This window comes from Campylobacter concisus (assembly GCF_015230035.1).
In the GTDB taxonomy this organism is placed as follows: domain Bacteria; phylum Campylobacterota; class Campylobacteria; order Campylobacterales; family Campylobacteraceae; genus Campylobacter_A; species Campylobacter_A concisus_BK.
In genome coordinates this window covers 50,177-71,473 of the sequence record NZ_JAAKZD010000001.1, presented here as the reverse complement: position 1 = coordinate 71,473, position 21,297 = coordinate 50,177, and the positions used below count along the sequence as shown (strand labels likewise).

Annotated in this window: 24 protein-coding genes and 5 tRNA genes; 23 read left to right on the top strand and 6 right to left on the bottom strand. The window is 38.1% G+C overall.

Annotated elements, in window-relative coordinates:
• Positions 1-553 precede the first annotated feature (553 nt).
• The 5 genes from htpX to ribA are packed head-to-tail and all read right to left on the bottom strand — an operon-like array spanning position 554 to position 3,108.
• A complete protein-coding gene (gene htpX / locus G6W41_RS00370; protein WP_194170247.1) occupies positions 554-1,420 on the bottom strand; it encodes a zinc metalloprotease HtpX in 867 nt (288 codons plus the stop codon).
• A gap of 8 nt (positions 1,421-1,428) precedes the next feature.
• Complete coding sequence (locus tag G6W41_RS00365; protein WP_194170246.1) at positions 1,429-1,791, bottom strand: hypothetical protein; 363 nt, start codon at positions 1,789-1,791, stop codon at positions 1,429-1,431.
• Positions 1,788-1,982 carry a hypothetical protein gene (locus G6W41_RS00360; protein WP_194170245.1) on the bottom strand — a complete coding sequence of 65 codons (195 nt, stop codon included), beginning with the start codon at positions 1,980-1,982 and terminating at the stop codon, positions 1,788-1,790. The genes G6W41_RS00365 and G6W41_RS00360 overlap by 4 nt, the downstream gene beginning before the upstream one ends.
• Positions 1,979-2,545: a 16S rRNA (guanine(527)-N(7))-methyltransferase RsmG gene (rsmG, locus tag G6W41_RS00355; RefSeq protein ID WP_194170244.1), complete on the bottom strand. Its 567-nt coding sequence runs from the start codon at positions 2,543-2,545 to the stop codon at positions 1,979-1,981. The genes G6W41_RS00360 and rsmG overlap by 4 nt, the downstream gene beginning before the upstream one ends.
• Complete coding sequence (ribA, locus tag G6W41_RS00350) at positions 2,545-3,108, bottom strand: GTP cyclohydrolase II (RefSeq protein WP_002941038.1); 564 nt, start codon at positions 3,106-3,108, stop codon at positions 2,545-2,547. The genes rsmG and ribA overlap by 1 nt, the downstream gene beginning before the upstream one ends.
• Before the next feature lie 68 nt (positions 3,109-3,176).
• On the opposite strand from ribA, the gene hemB reads away from it, so the two are divergent.
• The 12 genes from hemB to G6W41_RS00290 all read left to right on the top strand — a co-directional run bounded on the left by hemB (position 3,177) and on the right by G6W41_RS00290 (position 16,702).
• The gene (hemB, locus tag G6W41_RS00345) at positions 3,177-4,148 is read left to right on the top strand and encodes a porphobilinogen synthase (protein ID WP_194170243.1); all 972 of its coding nucleotides are present in this window, start codon (positions 3,177-3,179) and stop codon (positions 4,146-4,148) included.
• Between the two features lies 1 nt (position 4,149).
• Positions 4,150-5,067, top strand: coding sequence for an ornithine carbamoyltransferase (argF, locus tag G6W41_RS00340; RefSeq protein WP_194170242.1), 918 nt, complete (start codon positions 4,150-4,152; stop codon positions 5,065-5,067).
• Positions 5,064-5,549, top strand: a complete 486-nt coding sequence (locus tag G6W41_RS00335) for a DUF2603 domain-containing protein (protein ID WP_012001494.1) — start codon at positions 5,064-5,066, stop codon at positions 5,547-5,549. The genes argF and G6W41_RS00335 overlap by 4 nt, the downstream gene beginning before the upstream one ends.
• Complete coding sequence (hemN, locus tag G6W41_RS00330; protein ID WP_194170241.1) at positions 5,542-6,903, top strand: oxygen-independent coproporphyrinogen III oxidase; 1,362 nt, start codon at positions 5,542-5,544, stop codon at positions 6,901-6,903. Before G6W41_RS00335 ends, hemN begins: the two co-directional genes overlap by 8 nt.
• Positions 6,904-7,016: 113 nt before the next feature.
• Positions 7,017-8,696 (top strand): TolC family outer membrane protein, encoded by a 1,680-nt coding sequence (locus G6W41_RS00325; RefSeq protein ID WP_194170240.1) that lies wholly within the window; start codon positions 7,017-7,019, stop codon positions 8,694-8,696.
• 20 nt (positions 8,697-8,716) lie between these two features.
• Complete coding sequence (locus G6W41_RS00320; RefSeq protein ID WP_012001497.1) at positions 8,717-9,376, top strand: transglutaminase-like cysteine peptidase; 660 nt, start codon at positions 8,717-8,719, stop codon at positions 9,374-9,376.
• Entirely contained in the window at positions 9,373-11,322 is a 1,950-nt protein-coding gene (locus G6W41_RS00315) for a bifunctional diguanylate cyclase/phosphodiesterase (RefSeq protein ID WP_194170239.1), read from the top strand. The genes G6W41_RS00320 and G6W41_RS00315 overlap by 4 nt, the downstream gene beginning before the upstream one ends.
• 3 nt (positions 11,323-11,325) lie before the next feature.
• Positions 11,326-13,464, top strand: a complete 2,139-nt coding sequence (locus tag G6W41_RS00310) for a type I secretion system permease/ATPase (protein ID WP_002941147.1) — start codon at positions 11,326-11,328, stop codon at positions 13,462-13,464.
• 2 nt (positions 13,465-13,466) lie between these two features.
• Entirely contained in the window at positions 13,467-14,933 is a 1,467-nt protein-coding gene (locus G6W41_RS00305) for an HlyD family type I secretion periplasmic adaptor subunit (protein ID WP_021089988.1), read from the top strand.
• Entirely contained in the window at positions 14,933-15,430 is a 498-nt protein-coding gene (locus G6W41_RS00300) for a DUF5416 family protein (RefSeq protein WP_194170238.1), read from the top strand. Before G6W41_RS00305 ends, G6W41_RS00300 begins: the two co-directional genes overlap by 1 nt.
• 17 nt (positions 15,431-15,447) lie before the next feature.
• Positions 15,448-16,083, top strand: a complete 636-nt coding sequence (locus G6W41_RS00295) for a response regulator transcription factor (RefSeq protein WP_002941084.1) — start codon at positions 15,448-15,450, stop codon at positions 16,081-16,083.
• A complete protein-coding gene (locus tag G6W41_RS00290; protein WP_149704013.1) occupies positions 16,076-16,702 on the top strand; it encodes a transglutaminase-like cysteine peptidase in 627 nt (208 codons plus the stop codon). Before G6W41_RS00295 ends, G6W41_RS00290 begins: the two co-directional genes overlap by 8 nt.
• Here the strand turns inward: G6W41_RS00290 and G6W41_RS00285 are convergent.
• Entirely contained in the window at positions 16,699-16,947 is a 249-nt protein-coding gene (locus G6W41_RS00285) for a hypothetical protein (protein WP_002941090.1), read from the bottom strand. The two genes, G6W41_RS00290 and G6W41_RS00285, sit on opposite strands and share 4 nt — an antisense overlap.
• 257 nt (positions 16,948-17,204) lie before the next feature.
• On the opposite strand from G6W41_RS00285, the gene G6W41_RS00280 reads away from it, so the two are divergent.
• From G6W41_RS00280 to rplA, 11 genes are all read left to right on the top strand, one after another.
• Positions 17,205-17,280, top strand: a tRNA-Thr gene (locus G6W41_RS00280).
• A gap of 52 nt (positions 17,281-17,332) precedes the next feature.
• Positions 17,333-17,417 (top strand) — tRNA-Tyr (locus G6W41_RS00275).
• 7 nt (positions 17,418-17,424) lie between these two features.
• Positions 17,425-17,501, top strand: a tRNA-Gly gene (locus G6W41_RS00270).
• 124 nt (positions 17,502-17,625) lie between these two features.
• Positions 17,626-17,700 (top strand) — tRNA-Thr (locus tag G6W41_RS00265).
• A 72-nt stretch (positions 17,701-17,772) separates the two neighbouring features.
• Positions 17,773-18,972, top strand: a complete 1,200-nt coding sequence (gene tuf / locus G6W41_RS00260) for an elongation factor Tu (protein WP_002941132.1) — start codon at positions 17,773-17,775, stop codon at positions 18,970-18,972.
• A gap of 53 nt (positions 18,973-19,025) precedes the next feature.
• A complete protein-coding gene (rpmG, locus tag G6W41_RS00255) occupies positions 19,026-19,184 on the top strand; it encodes a 50S ribosomal protein L33 (RefSeq protein ID WP_002941157.1) in 159 nt (52 codons plus the stop codon).
• Positions 19,185-19,203: 19 nt separating this feature from the next.
• Positions 19,204-19,279: transfer RNA gene (locus G6W41_RS00250), tRNA-Trp, on the top strand.
• A gap of 17 nt (positions 19,280-19,296) precedes the next feature.
• Positions 19,297-19,476, top strand: coding sequence for a preprotein translocase subunit SecE (gene secE, locus G6W41_RS00245; protein ID WP_002941070.1), 180 nt, complete (start codon positions 19,297-19,299; stop codon positions 19,474-19,476).
• 12 nt (positions 19,477-19,488) lie between these two features.
• Positions 19,489-20,022, top strand: coding sequence for a transcription termination/antitermination protein NusG (nusG, locus tag G6W41_RS00240; RefSeq protein WP_180385147.1), 534 nt, complete (start codon positions 19,489-19,491; stop codon positions 20,020-20,022).
• Positions 20,023-20,032: 10 nt separating this feature from the next.
• Positions 20,033-20,458, top strand: coding sequence for a 50S ribosomal protein L11 (gene rplK, locus G6W41_RS00235; RefSeq protein ID WP_002941145.1), 426 nt, complete (start codon positions 20,033-20,035; stop codon positions 20,456-20,458).
• 59 nt (positions 20,459-20,517) lie between these two features.
• Positions 20,518-21,219, top strand: a complete 702-nt coding sequence (gene rplA / locus G6W41_RS00230) for a 50S ribosomal protein L1 (RefSeq protein ID WP_002941167.1) — start codon at positions 20,518-20,520, stop codon at positions 21,217-21,219.
• Positions 21,220-21,297 lie beyond the last annotated feature (78 nt).

Here is a 21,297-nt window from a genome sequence, read left to right as displayed (position 1 = left end):
TTAAATTTTCGTTTTTGTCCTGCAAATTTAGTTTTTAGCCAAACCGTCTTTGTAAATTTTAACAAAACCGCATGCAGTGCGAAGCACTGAAGCATGCACCTCTAACGTGCGAGGGGATTGGGGGATCTAAAGGGAGATAAGGGGACGGCCTCGTAACTTGAGTCCCCTTGTCTCCCTTTTGATAAATAAAATTTATAAATTTCATTAGATTGCTTTGCAAATTTTAAAATCTTACTCACTCGCCTTAGCAGACTACTAAATTTAGGTCTCGTAGCCACTCGCCACTAAATTTAGAGCCGTGATATGCTCACTCATAAATTTTAAAATTTGCCTGACGCTCACCTGATTTGACAAAGCAAATTTACAAATTTTAAATCTTTACTCAATCGCCTTAGTAACTTATCAAATTTAGGTCACATTATCTCATGCTCTGAATTTGTAAGCGTAACATGCTCGTTCATGAAATTTAAATTTGCTTGCAAATGTCTAAATTTAAAGCCAAAAAAGATGGCAAAAAAGAAGATTAGCCCAAAATTTACTAAGGGCTAAATTTTTACATACCTCTTTTTATCTCTTGCTCTAGTCTTTGAAGCTCAGCGATCCTGTCGCTAGTGCTAGGATGCGTTCTAAAAAGCACACCAAGCTTGCTAGTTAGCGAGCCAAATGGATTTACGATAAACATATGTGCGCTTTGCTCGCTTGCGTTTTGCATGACGTAAGAATTCGAGTAGTTTTCAAGCTTTGTTAGCGCGCTAGCTAGCCACTCTGGGTGTCCCGTTAGATAGGCTGCGCCTTTGTCCGCCTTGTATTCGCGCTCCCTTGATATCGCCATTTGTATGACCGTAGCAGCTAGTGGCATCACAACGGCGATGATTAGCATAATCACTGGGTTGGCGTTTCGCTGCGAGTTTTGATTTTGACCGGCGATGGTGCCTATCTTGGCAAAATTTGCGACCATCGCGATAGCCCCAGCTAGTATGGCAGCAACTGAGCCAGTTAGGATGTCGTAGTGCCTTACATGGCTTAGCTCGTGAGCTAGCACGCCCTCGATCTCGTTTTCATTTAAAATTTTTAAAAGCCCCTCGGTTACTGCAACGGCTGCGTGGCTTGGGTTGCGCCCTGTGGCAAAGGCGTTTGGCACCTCTTCTGGTATGATGTAAATTTTTGGCATCGGCAAATTCGCCTTTTGTGTGAGGCGTGAGACGATCTCGTAAAGGCCGTGAGCGTTGCTCTCATCAACTGGGATGGCGTTATATCTTTTTAGAACGAGCTTGTCGCTGAAAAAGTAAGAAAATAGGTTCATGCCAGCTGCCATCAAAAAGGCGATCATCATACCTTGTTCGCCGCCCACGTAGCCGCCAACAGCGATAAAAACTAGCATTAAAGCAACCATTAAAAAAGCGGTTTTGAAAATTTCCATTTTTTTCCTTATTTTATAGCATTTGGCAAGATCGCTGCATCGATCTCAAATTTCGCAAGCTCGCAAAGGCTTGCTTCACTTTCTATCAAAACAGCAATAAGCGCGTCAAATAGGTAGTTTTGCGCGATTTTTGCTAGATCTTTTGCTAGCGTAATATCGGCAATAATAAATTTTGCTCCAGCGCCGTTTGCGATGATGGCTTCGTTTATGTCATTTGCGATGATACTAAAGTTTGCTCCAGCCTCTAGCGCTTTTTTTATCAAATTTCTATCAAATTTAAAGAGATTTTGCCTGCCGCTTAAAATTTCATCTTCGCTTTTGCAAAGATATAATGGCTCAAATTTGATCAGCTCATCACCTAAAATTTTCATCTCTCACCCTTTATACACTCTTTACAGATGTATTTTCCGTCCCTTAGCACCATTTGATCGATGTCTGTAAAGACGCCGCATTTGCTGCACTCCTCGAAGTTGCTGCTGCTTATCTTGTCGCTTTTTTTCCTATTTTTAAAAAATATAATGTAAATCGCAACCAAAATCGCTACAAAAAGCAAGTATTTCAACGTATCTCCCCTTGATTTTTGAGATTAAAAAATATGTAGTTTCTGTTTTTTTCATTATAAATTTGCGCGTCTATGCCTGAAATTTCATCCATGATGCTAGAGCCCTTGTAGATGAGAAATTTAGTGCTCTCATCATAAAATCCCTCACAAATTTTTATAAGCTCTTTTGTCTTGCTAAGCGCCCTTGAAGTGATGAGATCAGCCGTAAATTTATCTGCAAGCTCGATCTTTTGGCTATGAACTTCTAAATTTTGCAAGCCAAGCTCGATCTTAGCATAGCTTAGAAATGATGACTTTTTGGCTATCGGCTCAAAAAGGTGCCACTTCGTTTGAGGCATCGCAAGCGCTAAAAATATCGCTGGAAAGCCAGCTCCGCTACCAACATCGATCGCTGTTTTGGCACTTAGGTCAAAAATTTCAAGCGGTTTTATGCTATCAAACACCTGCTCGCTTATATCTTTATAGTTGCTTAAGCTATGAACCTTATTAAATTTAGCAAAAATTTGAGCGTAAGCCTTTACTTTTTCCTCAAATTCAGCTGGCAAGCAAAGCCCATTTTTCATCACAAGATGTGCCCCATTTGCTCTTTTTTGACCTTTAAGTAGCCTTCGTTAAATTTATTTGGTTTGATGACGATAGGCACGCGCTTTACGATCTTTACTGAGCTTAGTCCATGAAGTTTTAAAGGGTTATTTGTGAGTAAATTTACCTCTTTTATGCCGTAGTGATTTAGGATAAAATCAACCACTTCATACGTCCTCTCATCAGCCTTAAAACCTAGCTGGTGATTGGCTTCTATCGTGTCAAAGCCCTTGTCTTGGAGGTTGTAGGCATTTATCTTGTTTAAAAGCCCGATATTTCTGCCCTCTTGACGCAGGTAGATGACCATGCCGCCATTTTCTTCGATATATTTTAGGCTCACTTCGAGCTGGTCGCGGCAGTCGCACCTTAGGCTTCCGATAGCATCGCCAGTTAGGCACTCAGAGTGAATTCTAAGATTTACTACTTCGCTTAATGGCTCTTTGTAGATCACGAGGTGCTCTTTTGCCCCTTCTTTGAAGGCTTGAACCTTATAAGTGCCAAATCTTGAGGGTAGATTTGCGGCGTTTGAAATTTCTATTTTCATTTTAAATTTACTCCAACTGTGCTAAACTAGCTAAAAATCACGCATTTTAACAAAGAAAAGGAAAAAATATGTTTAAACGTTTTAGAAGATTAAGAATAAATCCAGCTTTAAGAGACATGGTAAGAGAGACTAGCCTTAGCGTAAATGACTTCATCTATCCGCTCTTTGTGGTCGAGGGCAGGGGCGTTAAAAACGAGATCGCTTCGATGCCAGGTGTTTATCATATGAGTATCGATGAAATTTTAAAAGAGTGCGAAGAAATAGTAAATTTAGGCATAAAATCGATCATTTTATTTGGCATACCGAGCCTAAAAGATAGCGTTGGCAGCGACGCACTAAGTAACGACGGCATCATCGCAACCGCACTTAGAGCTATAAAGGATAAATTTCCAAATTTAGTAGTCGTCACCGATCTTTGCTTTTGCGAATACACAGACCACGGCCACTGCGGTATAATCGACCATGTGCATAACACCATCGACAACGACGCAACGCTTGAAATTTCAGCCAAGCAAGCCTTGATACACGCTCAAAATGGCGCCGACATGATCGCACCAAGTGGTATGATGGACGGCATCATCACAACGCTAAGAGAGACACTTGATAACAATGGCTTTGAAAATTTGCCAGTGATGGCTTACTCAACTAAATTTGCCTCAGCCTACTACGATCCATTTCGCGACGTAGCGCAAAGCGCACCAAGCTTTGGCGATAGAAAGAGCTATCAAATGGACAGCGCAAACCGCCTAGAGGCGATCAATGAGAGCTTGCAAGACGAGGCGCAAGGTGCTGATATCTTGATGGTAAAGCCAGCACTTGCCTATCTTGACGTCGTTAGAGAGCTTAGAAATTTAACACTTCTGCCACTTTGCGTCTATAACGTAAGTGGCGAGTACGCACTGCTAAAAGCTGGCGCAAAAGCTGGCATCATCGACTATGAGCGCGTTATGATGGAGACATTAATCGGCTTTAAAAGAGCAGGGGCAAATTTGATCATCACCTATCACGCAAAAGAAGCGGCTAAAATTTTAAGGGGCTAAGATGAGGCACTTTTTGACGCTAAATGACTTTAGCAAAGATGAAATCGAGCAGATGATAAATTTAGCCCGCAAGATCAAAAAAGAGGCGAAGGCTAGAGAATTTAAGCCATATCTTAAAGATCAAAAGCTTGCGATGATATTTGAAAAAAGTTCAACCAGAACTAGAGTGAGCTTTGATGTGGGCATGCATGAGCTTGGCGGATATGCGCTATTTTTAAGTAAAAATGATATACAAATAGGTCGTGGTGAGCCAATCCGTGACACCGCTAGAGTGATAAGTAGGATGTGCGATATGGCTATGCTAAGGGTCGATAAACACGAGACACTAGAAGAATTTGCTAAATTTTCAAGCGTGCCAGTGATAAACGGCCTAAGCGATAAATTTCACCCAGTGCAGCTTATGGCGGACTATCTTACCATGCTTGAATTTAGCGCAGGCGAGAAGGTCGCGTATGTAGGGGACGGCAACAACATGACGCACTCGTGGCTCATGCTAGCAAGCAAGCTTGGTCTTGAGCTAAGGGTCGCCACGCCAAAAGGCTACGAGGTGGATGCTGAAATTTTAAAAATAGCTAATGAAAACGCAAAAATTTCAGGTGCGAAAATTTTTATCACAAATGATATAAAAGAAGCGCTAAATGGTGCCGATGTAGTGACTACGGACACTTGGGTGTCTATGGGTCAAGAGGCCGAGAAAGAAAAGAGGCTAAAAGACTTTGCTGGATACTGCGTGGATGAAAATTTGATGAGCCTAGCTAAAAAAGATGCGATATTTTTGCACTGCTTGCCAGCTTATAGAGGCTACGAGGTGAGCGAGGCGGTCTTTGAAAGGCACGCGGATGAAATTTTTAGCGAGGCAGAAAACAGACTTCATGCACAAAAGGGCGTGATGGTCTGGTTAGACGAGAGAAGAAGATGAGTGAAGAGAAAAATATATATGATGAGATAGATGAGATCGGTAATAACCTTGGGTTAAGCGAGCCTGAAAAAACGGTCTTTGAGATAGTTTCAACGAAAAATCCAAACGAGCACATTTTAAATTTAAAAAGTGGCTCTTGGGACTCGAAAGAGCCGTGGTTTGGCATTGATGAAAATCAAAATTTACACACGGTCATTTCTGTACAATCGCTCTCAGCTTTGATAGAGGCCTTAAAAGAGTCGCAAAAAGAGAATTTTGACCTAAGACTTGAAAAGACGATCTGGCAAAATATCCCAGTTGATTTTAGCGATGTTTGGGTGGTTGCGATGGATGAGATCAAAAAGATCGCTCACGATAAAAAGAGCAGGCAGTTTAACATCGACCTTGATAAGCTGGTAAAAAATATCAAAAAAGAGCATCCAAATTTATTTGTAGATATAAAAGAGATGATCCAAATGGCAAGGAGCAGGGCAGATGATTGATTTTAGCGCGTATGTGAAGTATTCAAGGCCAGGGCCAAGATATACGAGCTATCCGACAGCACCGGAGTTTAGCGATAAATTTAGCTACGAGGCTTACGTAAAAGAGCTTGAAAACCGCGATAAAAAAAGACCGCTTTCGCTTTATTTACACTTGCCATTTTGCAGGAGTGCTTGCTATTTTTGTGGCTGTAACGTCATCTACACGAGCAAAGAAGACCGCAAAGAGAGATATATAAGATATATAGAAAAAGAGCTTGAAATTTTAGCTCACCACCTAGATACTAGCACTGAGGTCTTGCAGATGCACTTTGGTGGCGGCACACCGACATTTTACAATGCCGCCCAGCTTGATGAGATTATTAAACTTATCAAGGCTAAATTTAAAAATTTCTCAAAAGAGGCTGAGATAAGCTGCGAGATAGACCCTAGATTTTTGACAAATGAGCAGCTTGATGTGCTCATATCTCACGGCTTTAACCGCATAAGCTACGGCGTGCAAGACTTTGATGAGAAGGTGCAAAAAGAAATTCATAGAATTCAGCCCTATGAGATCACTCAAAATGCCGTAAAAATGGCTAGGCAAAAGGGCATAAAATCAATCAATATGGATTTAATTTACGGCCTGCCGTATCAAAGCCTAGAGAGCTTTAAAAAGACGCTTGAGCTTGCTCTTACGCTTGATCCTGACAGGCTTGCAGTGTTTAACTACGCTCACGTACCATGGATAAAAAAATCAATGCGTAAATTTGATGAGACAACCCTGCCAAATCCAGAAGTGAAGCTTGAAATTTTAAAATTTACAGCTGAGTTTTTAACCAAAAATGGCTACAAAATGATAGGAATGGATCACTTTGCAAAGCCAAATGATGAGCTTTTTGGCGCTCTTGCAAACGGCACTTTGCATAGAAATTTTCAAGGATACACGACAAAGGGTGGCGCTGATCTTATCGGTATAGGCATCACAAGTATCGGTGAGTGCAAAAGACACTACGCGCAAAATCATAAAGATATGGATGAGTACGAAAAAGCGATCGATAGTGGAAAATTGCCATACGCAAAGGGAATTTATCTAAGCGATGAAGACTTGCTTAGAAAAAGTGTGATCATGAGTTTGATGAGTAATTTTGGGCTTAATATCAAGGCAGTCGAGGATGAATTTCATATAAATTTCTTTGAACATTTTAAAAATGAGCTTGAAGAGCTAAAGAATTTAAGTGAATTTGTCGATGTTACGACAGATAAAATCAGCGTAAATGAGACAGGAACGCTGATAATACGAAATATTGCAATGTGTTTTGATGAGTATCTTAAGAAAATTCCTGAAAATTTAAGGCGATTTTCTAAGACGATATAAAAATTATTTTTTTGTCATAAGATATTTAAAATATATTTAATGCTTTTTAGTGTATAATCCGCGAAAAAAGGTCGAGCCAAAGCTTGACAATAAAAAGGTAAAAGGATCCAGTTATGAAAAAGATGTTGGCAATTAGTGCTTTGGCCGCAGCAACACTGCTGTCTGCTCAAGATGTCCCTTATAGGATTTTTCTAGCTTCATTCGCTCAAGATGATAGCGCTGCTAAGGTTGATAATGCTGTTAATAAATTAAACAGCAAAATATCAGATAGCAGACTAACTACTGGCGTTTATGAAGTTGGTGGAAGAAAGTTTTTATATGTTGATACAGCTCCAGTTTCTGAAAATGAAGCTAATGAGTTACTTGCAAAAGTTCAAAATGAGTCAGGTTATAAAGATGCTTTAATGAGAGCTAAGTCACCTGTAACAAATGCTCAGTCAGCTAAAAAATCTAATATAGAGCAAACTATATCAGCAGAGCCTAAAGCAGTAGCTACAGCACAAGCTGATGATAGTGTATTGACTTTGGATCAAGTTGTAAAAACTATCTTAAATGAAAACCCAAGCTTAAAAGCTACAGAATTTAACTACTTACAAGTAGGCAAAGATCTAAAAATAGCTAAAAATGCTTACTATCCAACACTTGATGCAGCTGCTAGAGTAGGATATGAGAGAAAACGTCTTGATGATGGCATCTCAACAAGAAGAGGCGATGGCAGAGTATCTGGCGCATCTTTAACTTTGGTTGAAAACATTTACAATGGTGGTGCTGATAAAAATAGAATCAACTCTCAAAGCGCAAGACTTGACTCAGCTGCTTACACAGTAGCTCAAGCTGCAGATAGACTAACACTAAGTGCTGCAAATGCTTACCTACAAGTTCTTCAAACAAAGAGAATTCTTGACATTGAAGAAGAAAACGTAAAAAGCCATGAGGAAATTTATAATCAAATCAAAGATAGAGCCGCATCAGGTTACGGCGTAGCTTCTGAAGAGAGACAAGCTGGATCACGCTATACTTTGGCTCAATCAAACTATGTAGCTGCTAAAAATAACTATGAAGACGCACTTTCTACATTTGAAAAACTATATGGAAGAAAAGTTGCTGCTAAAAATCTAGTAATGCCTGAATTTAACCTGCCATTACCAAGCACTAAAGAGGCTGTTTATGACAAAGCTGTTCTTTGTAACCCAACACTTCTAGTTCAAAGATCAAACATCGCTATGGCAGAGTCTGTTGTAAAAGAGTCAAATGCGCCATTTTTACCAAAACTAGATCTTGTTGTGTCAGGTGCTTATGATCACTCAAATGTTTTATATGATGATTATGAGGAGCAAACATTTGATGCTCTTTTAAGACTAAACTATAACCTTTACAACAAAGGTAACGATAAGCTAAATAAAGAGAAGAGCCAACTTGCTGTTCAACAAGAGCAACAAACTATGGACGAGCTTGTAAGAGAACTTAAAGAGTCTTTAGAATTCTCATGGCAAAACTATGTTCTTAACCAAGAGAAAATGGGATATCTAAATCAACACGTTGAATATTCAAAAGCTACTCTTGATGCATACCAAGATGAGTTTAGAATCGGTCGCCGTGACCTTATCAATCTACTTGATGCAGAAAACGAGTACAATACAGCTTTAAAAGAGATCGCTACAACTGAGACTGCACTATCTTATGCAAAATATAGATTGCTAGATAACATGGGTATGGTTTCAGATAGTTTTGAGCCAGGCTTTGCTAAGAGATATATTCAAGGCGCTTGCAGTATTCAAAACGACTTAAGATAAAAATTTAAAAAGTGATGACCATGAGGGTCAAAGCAAAATTCTGGACGCTTACTTTAAGCGTCCTTTTTTCGTTATTAGCATTAAATGCTGTCGGGGATTTTATAAAACAAACAACGATAGCAAAGGTGGCTAAAATTTATGGAGAAGATGCAAGAAGAAGGGCATCGGCATTAAATTCTTTAATGACTTCATTGCAAGATGCAACCGAACAAGAGAAATTAATAAAAGTAAATGATTTTTTTAACTCTTTTAGGTGGGTTGATGATATGCAACTTTGGCATAAAAAAGATTACTGGGCTACCAGAATGGAATTTGTAGGAAAAGGCGCTGGTGACTGCGAAGACTACGTTATCGCAAAATATTTCACACTAAAGCAACTTGGAATTCCAACTCAAAAATTATACTTCACATACGTTAAAGCCTTAAGATACAACCAAGCACATATGGTTTTGGCATATTATGATACACCAAAGTCTATTCCATTAATTTTAGACAACATAAATGGTAAAATAAAAATCGCAACTCAAAGAACAGACCTTGTGCCAGTTTATAGTTTCAACGGTGATTCGCTATACTTGGCAAAACAAGAAGGTCTTGGTCAGGCAATACCAGGTGGAAATAAAAAACAAAATCCTAAGTGGATGGAACTAATAGATAGGATAGGAAAAGAGGATTTATGACGCTATTTAAACAGATTATGATCGCTGTGATAGCTTTTGGCATCGTGATTTTTATGGCTGTTGGCTACTTAAATTTTAAGAGCCTAAATGGATACATCAACGACCAGCTCGGTGAAAACGCAAGACACACAGCAAACTCACTTGGACTTGCTTTAAAGCCGATTGTTGATCCTGAGGATATGTCTTTGGCACAAACGATGATAAATTCTATGTTTGATAGCGGCAGATACAAGCTCATTAAACTTGAAGACGTCGATGGTAAGGTGCTTATAGAAAATTCTCAACAAACTATCGTTAAAGATATCCCTGAGTGGTTTTACAAGATCGCTAAATTTGAAGCTCCTGTTGCAACAAGCGAGATCATGACTGGCTGGGCTAAATTTGGCACACTCTATGTTCAAGGTAGCACAGCACTTGCTTACAATGAGCTTTACTCAAACTCAAAAAATATTTTTAACTTTCTAGCTTTAATGATCATCATCGCTCTTGTCGTGGCGTTTTTCGCCCTTAAGGCGATATTTAGACCGCTTGTTAAGGTGCAAGATCAAGCTGAAGCGATACTTGATAATAAATTTATCATCCAAAAGAGAATTCCATTCACAACCGACCTTAAAAAGATGGTGCTCGCCATGAACTCAATGGTTAGCAAGGTTCAAGACATATTTGAAAGAGAGGCGGCTACACTTAGCAAGTATCAAGAGCTTTTATATAAAGACTCTATGAGTGGCGCTTACAATAGAAGATTTTTTCAAACTAAATTTAGCGAGTATCTAGCGAGTGAAGAGTATTCAAGCGGTGTTGCTTCACTTGTTAGCTTTAAAGATCTAGCAGGGCTAAAAGGCGTTCTTGGCTTTGAAAAATGGCAAAGTGTCATCATAAAAATAGCTCAAATTTTACAAGAAAAATCAACCGAAAATGACCAAAATGCGATTGTTGCAAGGCTAAATGACAACGACTTTATCTTGCTTTCTTACGGTAAAAACTCATCAAATTTCTCAGCTTTAGACGATAAGATCATGGCTGAGTTTAAAAAGCTCTATGCAAATTTCTCTATAAATGATAGCGAATGCCCAGTCAATGCTGCTATTGTCGAGTACTCGCCAAGTACTGACATGAGGACACTACTTACATCAGCTGACGTCACTTTGGCTAGTGCAAGACTGGCTGGTTGCTTTGCTTGCAAGGAGTTTAATGCAAATCAAAACACCCTAGTCATCGGCAAAGAGAAATACAAAGAGCTTATCTTTGACTCTATAAAAGAGGATAAATTTAAATTTGCAGCTCAAAAAGTAGTTGGTTTTGACTCAAACTTTGAGCAGTACGAACTTTATCTAAGGCTAGTCGATAGCGAGGGCAAATGGCGTATGGCATCATACTTTATGCCAATGGTAAATGAGCTAAATTTAGGTGCGATGCTTGATCTTCATATCCTAAATAGAATCGCTAGAATTTTGCCTGAAAATATCTTGCCTCAAGGAAGCTTGGCGATAAATTTGGGTAAAGAGATATTAAGCTCGGACGAAAATTTCTCAAAACTTGAAGCTACGCTTAAGAAAATCGCTCAAATTTCAAAATCTAAAAACTATATAGAAATTCCAAACAAAGACGATATTAGTATCGAAAGTATAGTTAGACTTACTAAAAAATTAAAAGAACTCGGCTTTGGTTTTGGATTTGACCACTTTGAACTCAGCGCAAAAGGCATTGAGAAGCTAAAAGAATTTAATCCAGACTACGTAAAGATCCAGTCAAGCGTCTTAATCGACTTTTTAAGTGATAAATCAGGAGCAAACACAAAACAATCACTAGATGTTGTTTTAAGCTCAAAAGATATCATTTTGATTGCGATTGGTGTTGAGAGCGAAGAGCAAAAGAGTAAGCTAATTGAGCTTGGCATTAAAAATATGCAAGGAATTTACATAGATGAAATCAAAAATATTGGATGATAGATGCATAGCGATAAGATAAAAGACGAACTGCTTCAATGTTTGGTGATCTTTACCAAACTTCATAACAACCCATATAGTGCCGATGCTTTGACTATCGGTCTGCCTGTAAAAGATGGCGAAGAGATCGAGCTTTTTTCACTAAAGAGCTCGAAGTCTTTATTTTCTCGTGCAGCTTCTCGTGCTGGCTTTGCATCGACGCTTGTCAGAAAAGACCTTGATCAAATTTCGCCTTTAGTTTTGCCTTGTATCTTGATGCTTAGAGGCAAAAAAGCGTGCATCTTGCAATCTTTCAGCGAAGACAAAAAGATGGCAAACATCATCACACCTGATCTTTCAACTGGCACTAGCACGATAGAAACAAGCAAGCTAAAAGATGAGTATCTAGGCTATGCTTACTACCTAAAACGTGAATTTGTCCCAGAAGATACAAGCTCGACAAAGCTTATCGACGCTGGTAATGACCACTGGTTTTGGGGCACTTTAAAGCGCTCTAAGAAAATTTACTTTGACGTCGTGATAGCAAGTTTTATCATAAACTTATTTGTCCTTGCAAGCCCACTCTTTACGATGAACGTCTATGACCGCGTTGTGCCAAATAACGCTGTTGAGACACTTTGGGTTCTAGCGCTTGGCGTGAGCGTCGTTTATGGCATCGATCTATTTTTAAAATTTGTTCGTTCATATTTTCTTGAGATCGCAGGTAAGAAGAGCGATATTATTATGAGCTCTATCTTGTTTGAACGCGTAATGGATATGAAATTTAGCAATAAGCCAAAGTCAGTTGGTTCATTTGCTAGTAACTTGAAAGAATTTGACACAGTTAGAAATTTCTTCTCATCTGCGTCACTTGCTGCCATTGTGGATCTACCGTTTGCGTTAATCTTCTTGATAGTTACTTATTTTATTGGAAGCTATCTTGTGCTTGTGCCTATCGTCATCATGATAGCTATTTTGTGCTACACATTTTTTATAAAAGACCCACTTCAAAACGCTATCAAGAGCACATTTGAGGCTTCAGCTATGAAAAATGGAATTTTGATAGAGAGCCTTAGTAGCTTAGAGACCATTAAAACTCTTGGTGCTAGCGGCCATGTGCAGTGGAACTGGGAAGAGGCGACTGGCGAGATAGCAAACAGAAGCATCAAATCAAAAATAATCACTACTTCGATCACAACCGTAACTTCATTTTTGGTGCAGTTAAACACTATCGCTATCATCGTTCTTGGTGTTTATATGATACAAGATACGCACCTTACTATGGGTGGTTTGATCGCTGCTGTTATGCTTAGCTCTCGTGCGATCGCCCCTATGGGTCAAGTAGCCTCACTAGCTGCAAATTTCGAGCAGACAAAGACAGCTTACCAAAGCCTTAGCAAGATCATGCAGATGCCAGTTGAAAGACCTGAGGGCAAGAAATTTGTTAGAAGAAATTCTTTTGAGGGCAAGATAGAGTTTAAAAACGTTAGCTTTACATATCCAGACACTACAAAAGGCTCACTTGATAGGATAAATTTTGTCATTCAGCCGGGTGAGAAAGTAGGCATCATCGGTAGAAATGGCTCTGGTAAGACAACCTTACAAAAGATAATCCTAGGCCTTTATGCACCGACCGAAGGCTCGGTACTAATCGATGGTATAGATATCAACCAGATAGACCCAGCTGACCTTAGAAGAAATATCGGCTACGTGCCACAAGATGTTGTGCTATTTAAAGGAACGGTTAGAGAAAATATCGTTCAAAAAGCTCCTTATGTCGATGATATGCAGATCATTAAAGCTGCTAAGGTAAGTGGTGTAGATGAATATGTCAATGCCCATCCACTTGGTTTTGATATGCCAGTATTTGAAAGAGGCGATGGTATCAGCGGCGGTCAGCGTCAAAGTATAGCTGTGGCTAGGGCATTTTTGCTTGATAGTCCTATCATCTTGCTTGACGAGCCTACAAATTCACTAGACAATACAGTTGAGAGCAAGCTAAAAGCAAATTTAAAGGTAAATACCGTAAATAAAACTATGATTTTAGTAACTCACAGAACATCGATGCTCGATCTTGTTGATAGGCTCATAGTGATGGATAACGGCAAAATTTTACTAGATGGTCCAAGAGACGAAGTTTTAGCTAGACTTAGTGGGAAGTGATTATGCAAGAAGATATAAAAAATCAACAAAATGAAAATTTAAAGCCAGACGAAAAGCCAGTCCAAAAAAGCGACATAAAAGAGCAAGAGAGCGCTGGAGATCAAATTTTAAATAGCGTAGATGGCATCAAGTCAAACATCCAAGCTAAAAACTACGATGCTTATGACTTGAAATTTATGTCAAGCCTCTCGGAAGCAGTTTTGGCAAAAGCTCCATCAACCTCTAAAAAGATACTTTATGCAGTTAGCATAACTGTATTTTGGCTACTTCTTTGGGCTTCGTGGGCACAGATAGACGAGATAACAAGAGGTAGTGGTAAAATCATCCCATCAGGAAAAAACCAAGCGATACAAAACCTTGAGGGTGGTATCGTAGATCAAATTTTTGTAAAAGAGGGTGATGAGGTTAAAAAAGATCAAATTCTAATCAGGCTTGACAATAAAAATTTTACAAGTAGCTACGGAGAGTCAAAGCTAAGACTTGATGAGCTTCAGGCCAAATTTATGAGGCTTGATGCTGAAGCAAATGATAAAGAATTTGACTACAATGAAACAAGAGATGCGAACAATAGCAAGGCTGTGAGATACGAGATAAGCTTGCATAACTCAAACATCGATCACTTAAATGAGCAAATAGGAATTCTAACAGAGCAGATCCATCAACGCCAAAGTGAGCTAAATGAGCTTAGAAATAAAATTTCTCAAACTCAAAATAGCTACAACCTTGTCTTAAAAGAAAAAGCGATCATGGAGCCTATCTTTAAAAAAGGTCTTGTTAGTGAGGTCGAGTATATCCAGCTTCAAAGACGTGTAAATGACCTAAAGGGCGAGCTTGACGCATCTGTGCTTGCCGTGCCAAGGGTCGAATCAACCATAAAAGAGGCAAAAAATAAGATAGAAGAGGCAAAGCTGGCATTTAAAAACAATGCAAAAAAAGAGCTAAATGAAGTCTCTGCTGAGATCGCAAGGATAAACGAGTCACAAATCAGTCTAAGCGACAGGGTTGAAAGAACTTATGTAAGATCTCCGGTAAATGGTATCGTTAGTAAAATGATGGTGCATACCGTCTCGGGCGTTATCAAGCCTGGTGAAAACATAGCTGAGATCGTCCCATTAGAAGATAAGCTCATCGCTGAGGTAAAGGTAAAGCCAGCTGACGTTGCGTTCTTAAGACCTGGACTTGATACGATGGTTAAATTTACGGCGTATGATTTTAGTATTTATGGCGGCTTAAAAGGCAAAGTAACGCAGATCAGTGCCGATACTGAGACAAATGAAAAAACAGGCGAGAGCTACTATCTAGTCAGGATAGAAACTGAGAAAAACTATCTTGGTAGCGAAGAGAAGCCGCTTAGGATAAAGGTTGGTATGATAGTTTCAGCTGATATCATCACTGGTAAAAAGACGATACTTGACTATCTGTTAAAACCTATCTTAAAAGCAAAACAAAACGCTTTAACGGAGCGATAATGCAAAAATCAGCTAGCTTTGAGCGAAATTTTAGCGAATATCAAATTTCAAGAGCAAAGCTGGCTGAGGAATTTGTCATTTTAAATGATGGCAAAATATGCGATCTAATCGGAAGAGAGATCGTCAAATTTCTCTTTAAAGACTGTGAAAAAAGCTTTGATGAGATGATAAATTTAAAAAAAGAAGAGCATATCAGCTTAGCTGGACTAAAGATAGAAGATGAGCTAGTAAGCAGCATCAAGATATCAATTAGCGGCTACGATGAAAACAGCGACAGCTTGGACTTTGATCTAAATTTACTATCTCTTAGCGTGCCATATAGATACGCTATATCAAATGGTTGTTTTGAGATGAGTATCTTTTTAAATGAGAGAAATGAAGTGGTTGAGAAATTCTTATCCACTTTTAGTTATAAATTTGAGGCAAATAGTGGCAAGGAGCGCCACGTGATCGTTTTCGTAAATGAGTCAAAAATTTACGAGCAAACCTATATGTGATATAAGGAAATATGGTTATGAATGTGGTTTTTTTTACTCAAAATGGTTCGCTTAATAATCTTTGGCGAGGATATTTTTCAGATGATAGTGTGAAATTTACTCACAATAAAAAGGATTTTTTTGCAAATTTAAACGACGAGGTCGATATCGTCGGTATCGATACAAATGCTTTTAAAGATAGCCTTGATGAAAATATTAAAACCATTCATGAAAGTTTTCCAAATATAAAATGTCTAATCCTTGCAAACGAACCAAAATTTAGCGAAGGCAAACATCTGCTGGCACTTGGTGTCAAAGGATATGCAAACTCACACATGAGAAAAACTCACTTTGAAGATGCTTTTGAGACGATTTTAAATGGCAAAGTTTGGCTTTATCCAGAATTTATCCAAGCGATGATCGGAGAGCTAACTGGCTCATATATAAATAATGAAAGTGAGACTTTGGAGAAAAAGTCTGATCTAAGTGAGCTTAGCTCACGTGAAAAAGAGATCGCAAACTTAATCTACCAAGGTCTAACAAATAATGAAATTTCAGAGCAAACAGGTATTACTTTAAGGACGGTAAAGGCGCACACTACGTCGATTTACAGCAAGCTAAATGTGAAAGATAGAATAGGTCTTGTGCTTTTGATGAAGCAGCTTCATGCGTAAAATTTTGCTTCTTTTCTTTTTTGCCTCTTCACTTTTTGCAAATAATTTTGAAATTTCTCCAAAAAATATATCTCAGTGCAAAAATCAAATTTGCAAAAATATCCTAAACCACTATGCAAATTTTATGAAAAAAATAGAACACGAAAGCTTTATCAGAAAGCTAGAGCTCATAAATTCATATCTAAATTCTTTGATGCCAAGATATGATGATTTTTACAATACAAATGTAGATGTGTGGAGCACTAGGGGGGAGTTTTTAAGGCGAGGTGGCGGAGACTGCGAAGAGTACGCGATATCAAAGCGCGATAGCCTAAAAGATCTTGGCGTGGATAATCAAAAATGCCTTCTAGTGGTTCAAGAAAAAAATACAAAAAAATATCATATGGTGCTAGCTGTTTGGGAAAATTTACACAAAGAGCCTTTGATACTGGATAATCTAAGCTTTAGAGTTTTGCCACTTTCAAAGCGCTACGACTTGGTGCCAGAGTATTGCTTAATGGATGGGAAATATTTTAAGATAAAAAAAGATGGCATAAATTTAGAGCCAGTGAATATAAGAATGCAAACTTACGAAAATTTGATAAAAAAGGAAAAAGAAGAGAAATTTTGGAAGAATTAATCTTCCAAGTCAATGTCTATTTTTTCAACATTTGTTGTAATGTCTTTAGTATTTTTCTCAATGTTGTGTTTATTTTTCTCGATTAGTGATCTGTTTTGACCTATAAGGTCTCTATTTTCTTTGATACCATCACTGTTTTGCTCGATCATTTTGCTTAGCGTCGCTATCTTTTTTTCATAGCGGATCATTAAGAAATAGATCACGTAAATTAGCAGTAAAATTACCGCCCAAGGTAAAAATTGCATATTAAATCCTTTGTAATTTTTCGTAATTATAGAAATTTTAGCTTTTAAAAAAAATAAAACTATGAAAATATGAAATTTTATATATGTAAAATTTATCTTTGTTTTTTGTAAAAGATGCTCAGTCTAGTGGGTGTTTTTGAAATTTTTTTATAAATTCTATAGATTTTTGATTGCAAAAAAATTAGATAAAATATTTTTCAAAATCTCCTTGACTTTTATTTTGTTTTGGGCTATAATTGCCACTTCACAAAACAGGTGCTGGTGTAGCTCAGTTGGTAGAGCTACTGCCTTGTAAGCAGTGGGTCGGCGGTTCAAGTCCGTTCACCAGCTCCATTTTGTAACAGTGTTTGACCAGAAAATACCAAAATAACTTATTAATGTTTAAGGTGAGATACTCAAGCGGCCAACGAGGGCAGACTGTAAATCTGCTGACTATGTCTTCCGTGGTTCGAATCCACGTCTCACCACCATTGTTATGCGGGAGTAGCTCAGTTGGCTAGAGCATCAGCCTTCCAAGCTGAGGGTCGCGGGTTCGAGCCCCGTTTCCCGCTCCAAAATTTGGGAAAGTAAACTGGGAGCTGTATCTAGATTTTACTAAACACAGTTATTCCATCTTTATTTTCATGAATTTTTAGTTGTTTGTATGTTGATTAAAATCATCTCAGCCAAGCGTTTTTCGCTCATATGGCTCAGAGGTAGAGCACTTCCTTGGTAAGGAAGAGGTCGCGGGTTCAAGTCCCGCTATGAGCTCCACTGGTTTATATGATTTTATATTACTATACGAATTTGAATTAGATAAAGACACATATCATAACGGAGGAAAAGATGGCTAAAGAAAAATTTTCACGCAACAAGCCACACGTAAACATAGGCACTATCGGTCACGTTGACCATGGTAAAACTACTTTAACAGCTGCAATATCTGCTGTTCTTTCACGCAAAGGTCTTGCTGAGCTAAAAGATTATGATAATATTGATAATGCTCCAGAAGAGAAAGAGCGTGGTATTACAATTGCTACTTCACACATTGAGTATGAGACAGAAAAACGTCACTATGCTCACGTTGACTGCCCAGGCCACGCCGACTATGTAAAAAACATGATTACTGGTGCTGCTCAAATGGACGGCGCTATTCTAGTTGTTTCTGCAGCAGACGGCCCAATGCCACAAACAAGAGAGCACATTTTGCTATCTCGCCAAGTTGGTGTTCCTTATATCGTTGTTTTCATGAACAAAGCAGATATGGTTGATGACGCTGAGTTGCTTGAACTAGTTGAAATGGAAATTCGCGAACTACTTAACGAGTACAACTTTCCAGGCGATGATACTCCAATAGTTTCTGGTTCAGCACTTAAAGCTCTTGAAGAGGCAAAAGCTGGACAAGATGGCGAATGGTCAGCAAAAATTATGGAACTAATGGATGCGGTTGATAGCTATATCCCAACTCCAGTTCGTGCTACAGATAAAGATCTTCTTATGCCAATCGAAGATGTTTTCTCAATTTCAGGTCGTGGTACAGTTGTAACAGGTAGAATTGAGAAAGGTGTTGTTAAAGTTGGTGACACAATAGAAATCGTTGGTATCAAGCCTACACAAACAACAACAGTTACTGGTGTTGAGATGTTTAGAAAAGAGATGGATCAAGGTGAGGCTGGCGATAACGTTGGTGTTCTTCTTCGTGGTACTAAAAAAGAAGATGTTGAACGTGGTATGGTTCTTTGCAAACCTAAATCAATTACTCCTCACACAAAATTTGAGGGTGAGGTTTATATTCTAACTAAAGAAGAGGGCGGTCGCCACACTCCTTTCTTTAATAACTATAGACCACAATTCTATGTAAGAACAACTGACGTTACTGGTTCTATTACATTACCAGAGGGAACAGAGATGGTTATGCCAGGTGATAACGTAAGAATTTCTGTTGAGCTTATCGCTCCAGTTGCACTTGAAGAAGGTACTCGTTTTGCTATCCGTGAAGGTGGTAGAACTGTTGGTTCAGGTGTTGTTTCAAAAATACTTGGTTAATTTATAAAATTATGCCAAAGGGGAAACCCTTTGGCTTTCTATAAGGAATATATATGAGAATTAAAATCGGTTTAAAATGCTCTGAGTGTGGTGATATCAATTATACTACTACAAAAAACAGCAAAACCACTACAGATAAGGTTGAGCTCAAAAAATATTGCCCAAGATTAAAAAAACATACTGTTCATAAAGAAGTTAAGTTAAAAAGCTAATTAAGAATAAGTAGCTATTAGGGCAATAGCTCCAACGGTAGAGCGCTGGATTCCAAATCCAATGGTTGGGGGTTCGAATCCCTCTTGCCCTGCCACAATTAAGGTTAAGATTATGGAAAAATTTATAAATTATATAAAGCTATCTAAATTGGAAATAATGAAAGTTATTTTTCCTACTAAAGAACAAATTAGAAATGCTTTTATTGCAGTTTTTATCGTGGTCGCTGTTGTTTCACTTTTTTTAGCTCTTGTTGATGTTATTATGTCCTTTGTTCTTTCTAAAGTTATATAGAATGGGGAAAAAATAATGTCACACAAATGGTATGCTATACAAACTTACGCTGGTAGCGAAATGGCAGTAAAAAGAGGAATCGAAAATTTAGTTAGAGATCACGGTATTGAAGATCAACTAAAAGAAGTTATAGTTCCTACAGAAGACGTAATAGAGATAAAAAACGGTAAGCAAAAAATTAATGAAAGAACTCTTTATCCTGGATATGCTTTTGCATGTTTAGATCTTGATACAGCTCTTTGGCATAAGATTCAGTCCTTACCAAAGGTTGGACGTTTTATTGGTGAGGCTAAAAAGCCTACACCATTGACTGAAAAAGATATAAATACTATCTTGGAAAAAGTTCAAAAAAGAGCGGCACCAAAACCTAAAATATTTTTTGAGGATGGTGAAAGCGTTCGCATAACAGAAGGTCCTTTTGCTAACTTTACAGGTATCGTTGAAGAATACGATATGATACATGGTAAGCTTAGACTCAATGTTTCTATTTTTGGTAGAAGTACCCCTGTTGATATTTTGTATTCACAAGTTGAGAAGATAATTTAAGGAGCAAGAAATGGCTAAAAAAGTTATAGGTGAAATAAAATTACAAATTGCCGCAACAAAAGCAAATCCTAGTCCGCCAGTTGGTCCAGCATTAGGACAAAAGGGCGTTAATATTATGGAATTTTGTAAAGCCTTTAATGAAAAAACAAAAGATATGGTTGGATTTAATATCCCGGTCGTTATAACAGTTTATGCTGATAAAAGTTTTACATTTATCACAAAGCAACCACCTGCTACAGACCTTATTAAAAAGGCTGCGGGTATAACAAAAGGAACAGATAATCCTTTAAAAAATAAAGTAGGTAAATTAACAAAAGCTCAAGTTTTAGAAATTGTTGAGAAAAAACTTGTTGATTTAAATACAAATGATAAAGAGCAAGCAGCTAAGATTATTGCTGGTTCAGCTCGTTCAATGGGTGTCGAAGTAGTAGACTAAAACCTTTACCGTCAGGTTGATTTTCAAAAGACGGAAGCAATTTATATGCGGAGAAATTTATGGGAAAAACTAGTAAGAGATTTCAGGAATTGCTCAAAAAAGTAGAGCAAGATAAAATTTATAACCTTAGCGAGGCTATCGATACTGTTAAAACTCTAGCTTCTGCTAAATTTAATGAGACAGTTGAGATTGCGTTAAAATTAAACGTTGATCCAAGACATGCTGATCAAATGGTTCGTGGTTCTGTTGTTTTACCAGCTGGTACAGGCAAAGTTGTAAGAGTTGCTGTTATAGCAAAAGATGCTAAAGCTGATGAGGCAAAAGCTGCTGGTGCTGACATAGTTGGTGCTGATGATCTAGTTGAGGATATCCAAAAAGGTATAATGAACTTTGATGTTCTTATAGCTACTCCAAATTTAATGGGTCTTGTAGGTAAAGTCGGTAGAATTTTAGGACCTAAAGGGTTAATGCCAAATCCAAAAACTGGAACAGTTACAATGGATGTTGCGCAAGCTGTTAATAATGCAAAAAGTGGTCAGGTAAATTTCCGTGTTGATAAGCAAGGAAATATACATGCAGGTCTTGGTAAGGTCAATTTTACTAAAGAGCAATTAAATGAAAATATTTCAACATTTATTAAAGCTATTAATAAACATAAACCTGCGACTGCAAAAGGTAGATATGTAAAAAATGCTTCATTGTCTTTAACAATGAGCCCTTCTGTAACTCTTGATACTCAAGAAGTTATGGACTTAAAATAAGAATTTAGACAAATTTATATCTTAGATTGGAGATAGCCGAGGCCATTGGGCTTAATTGATTCGACCCGCTCTGCTTGA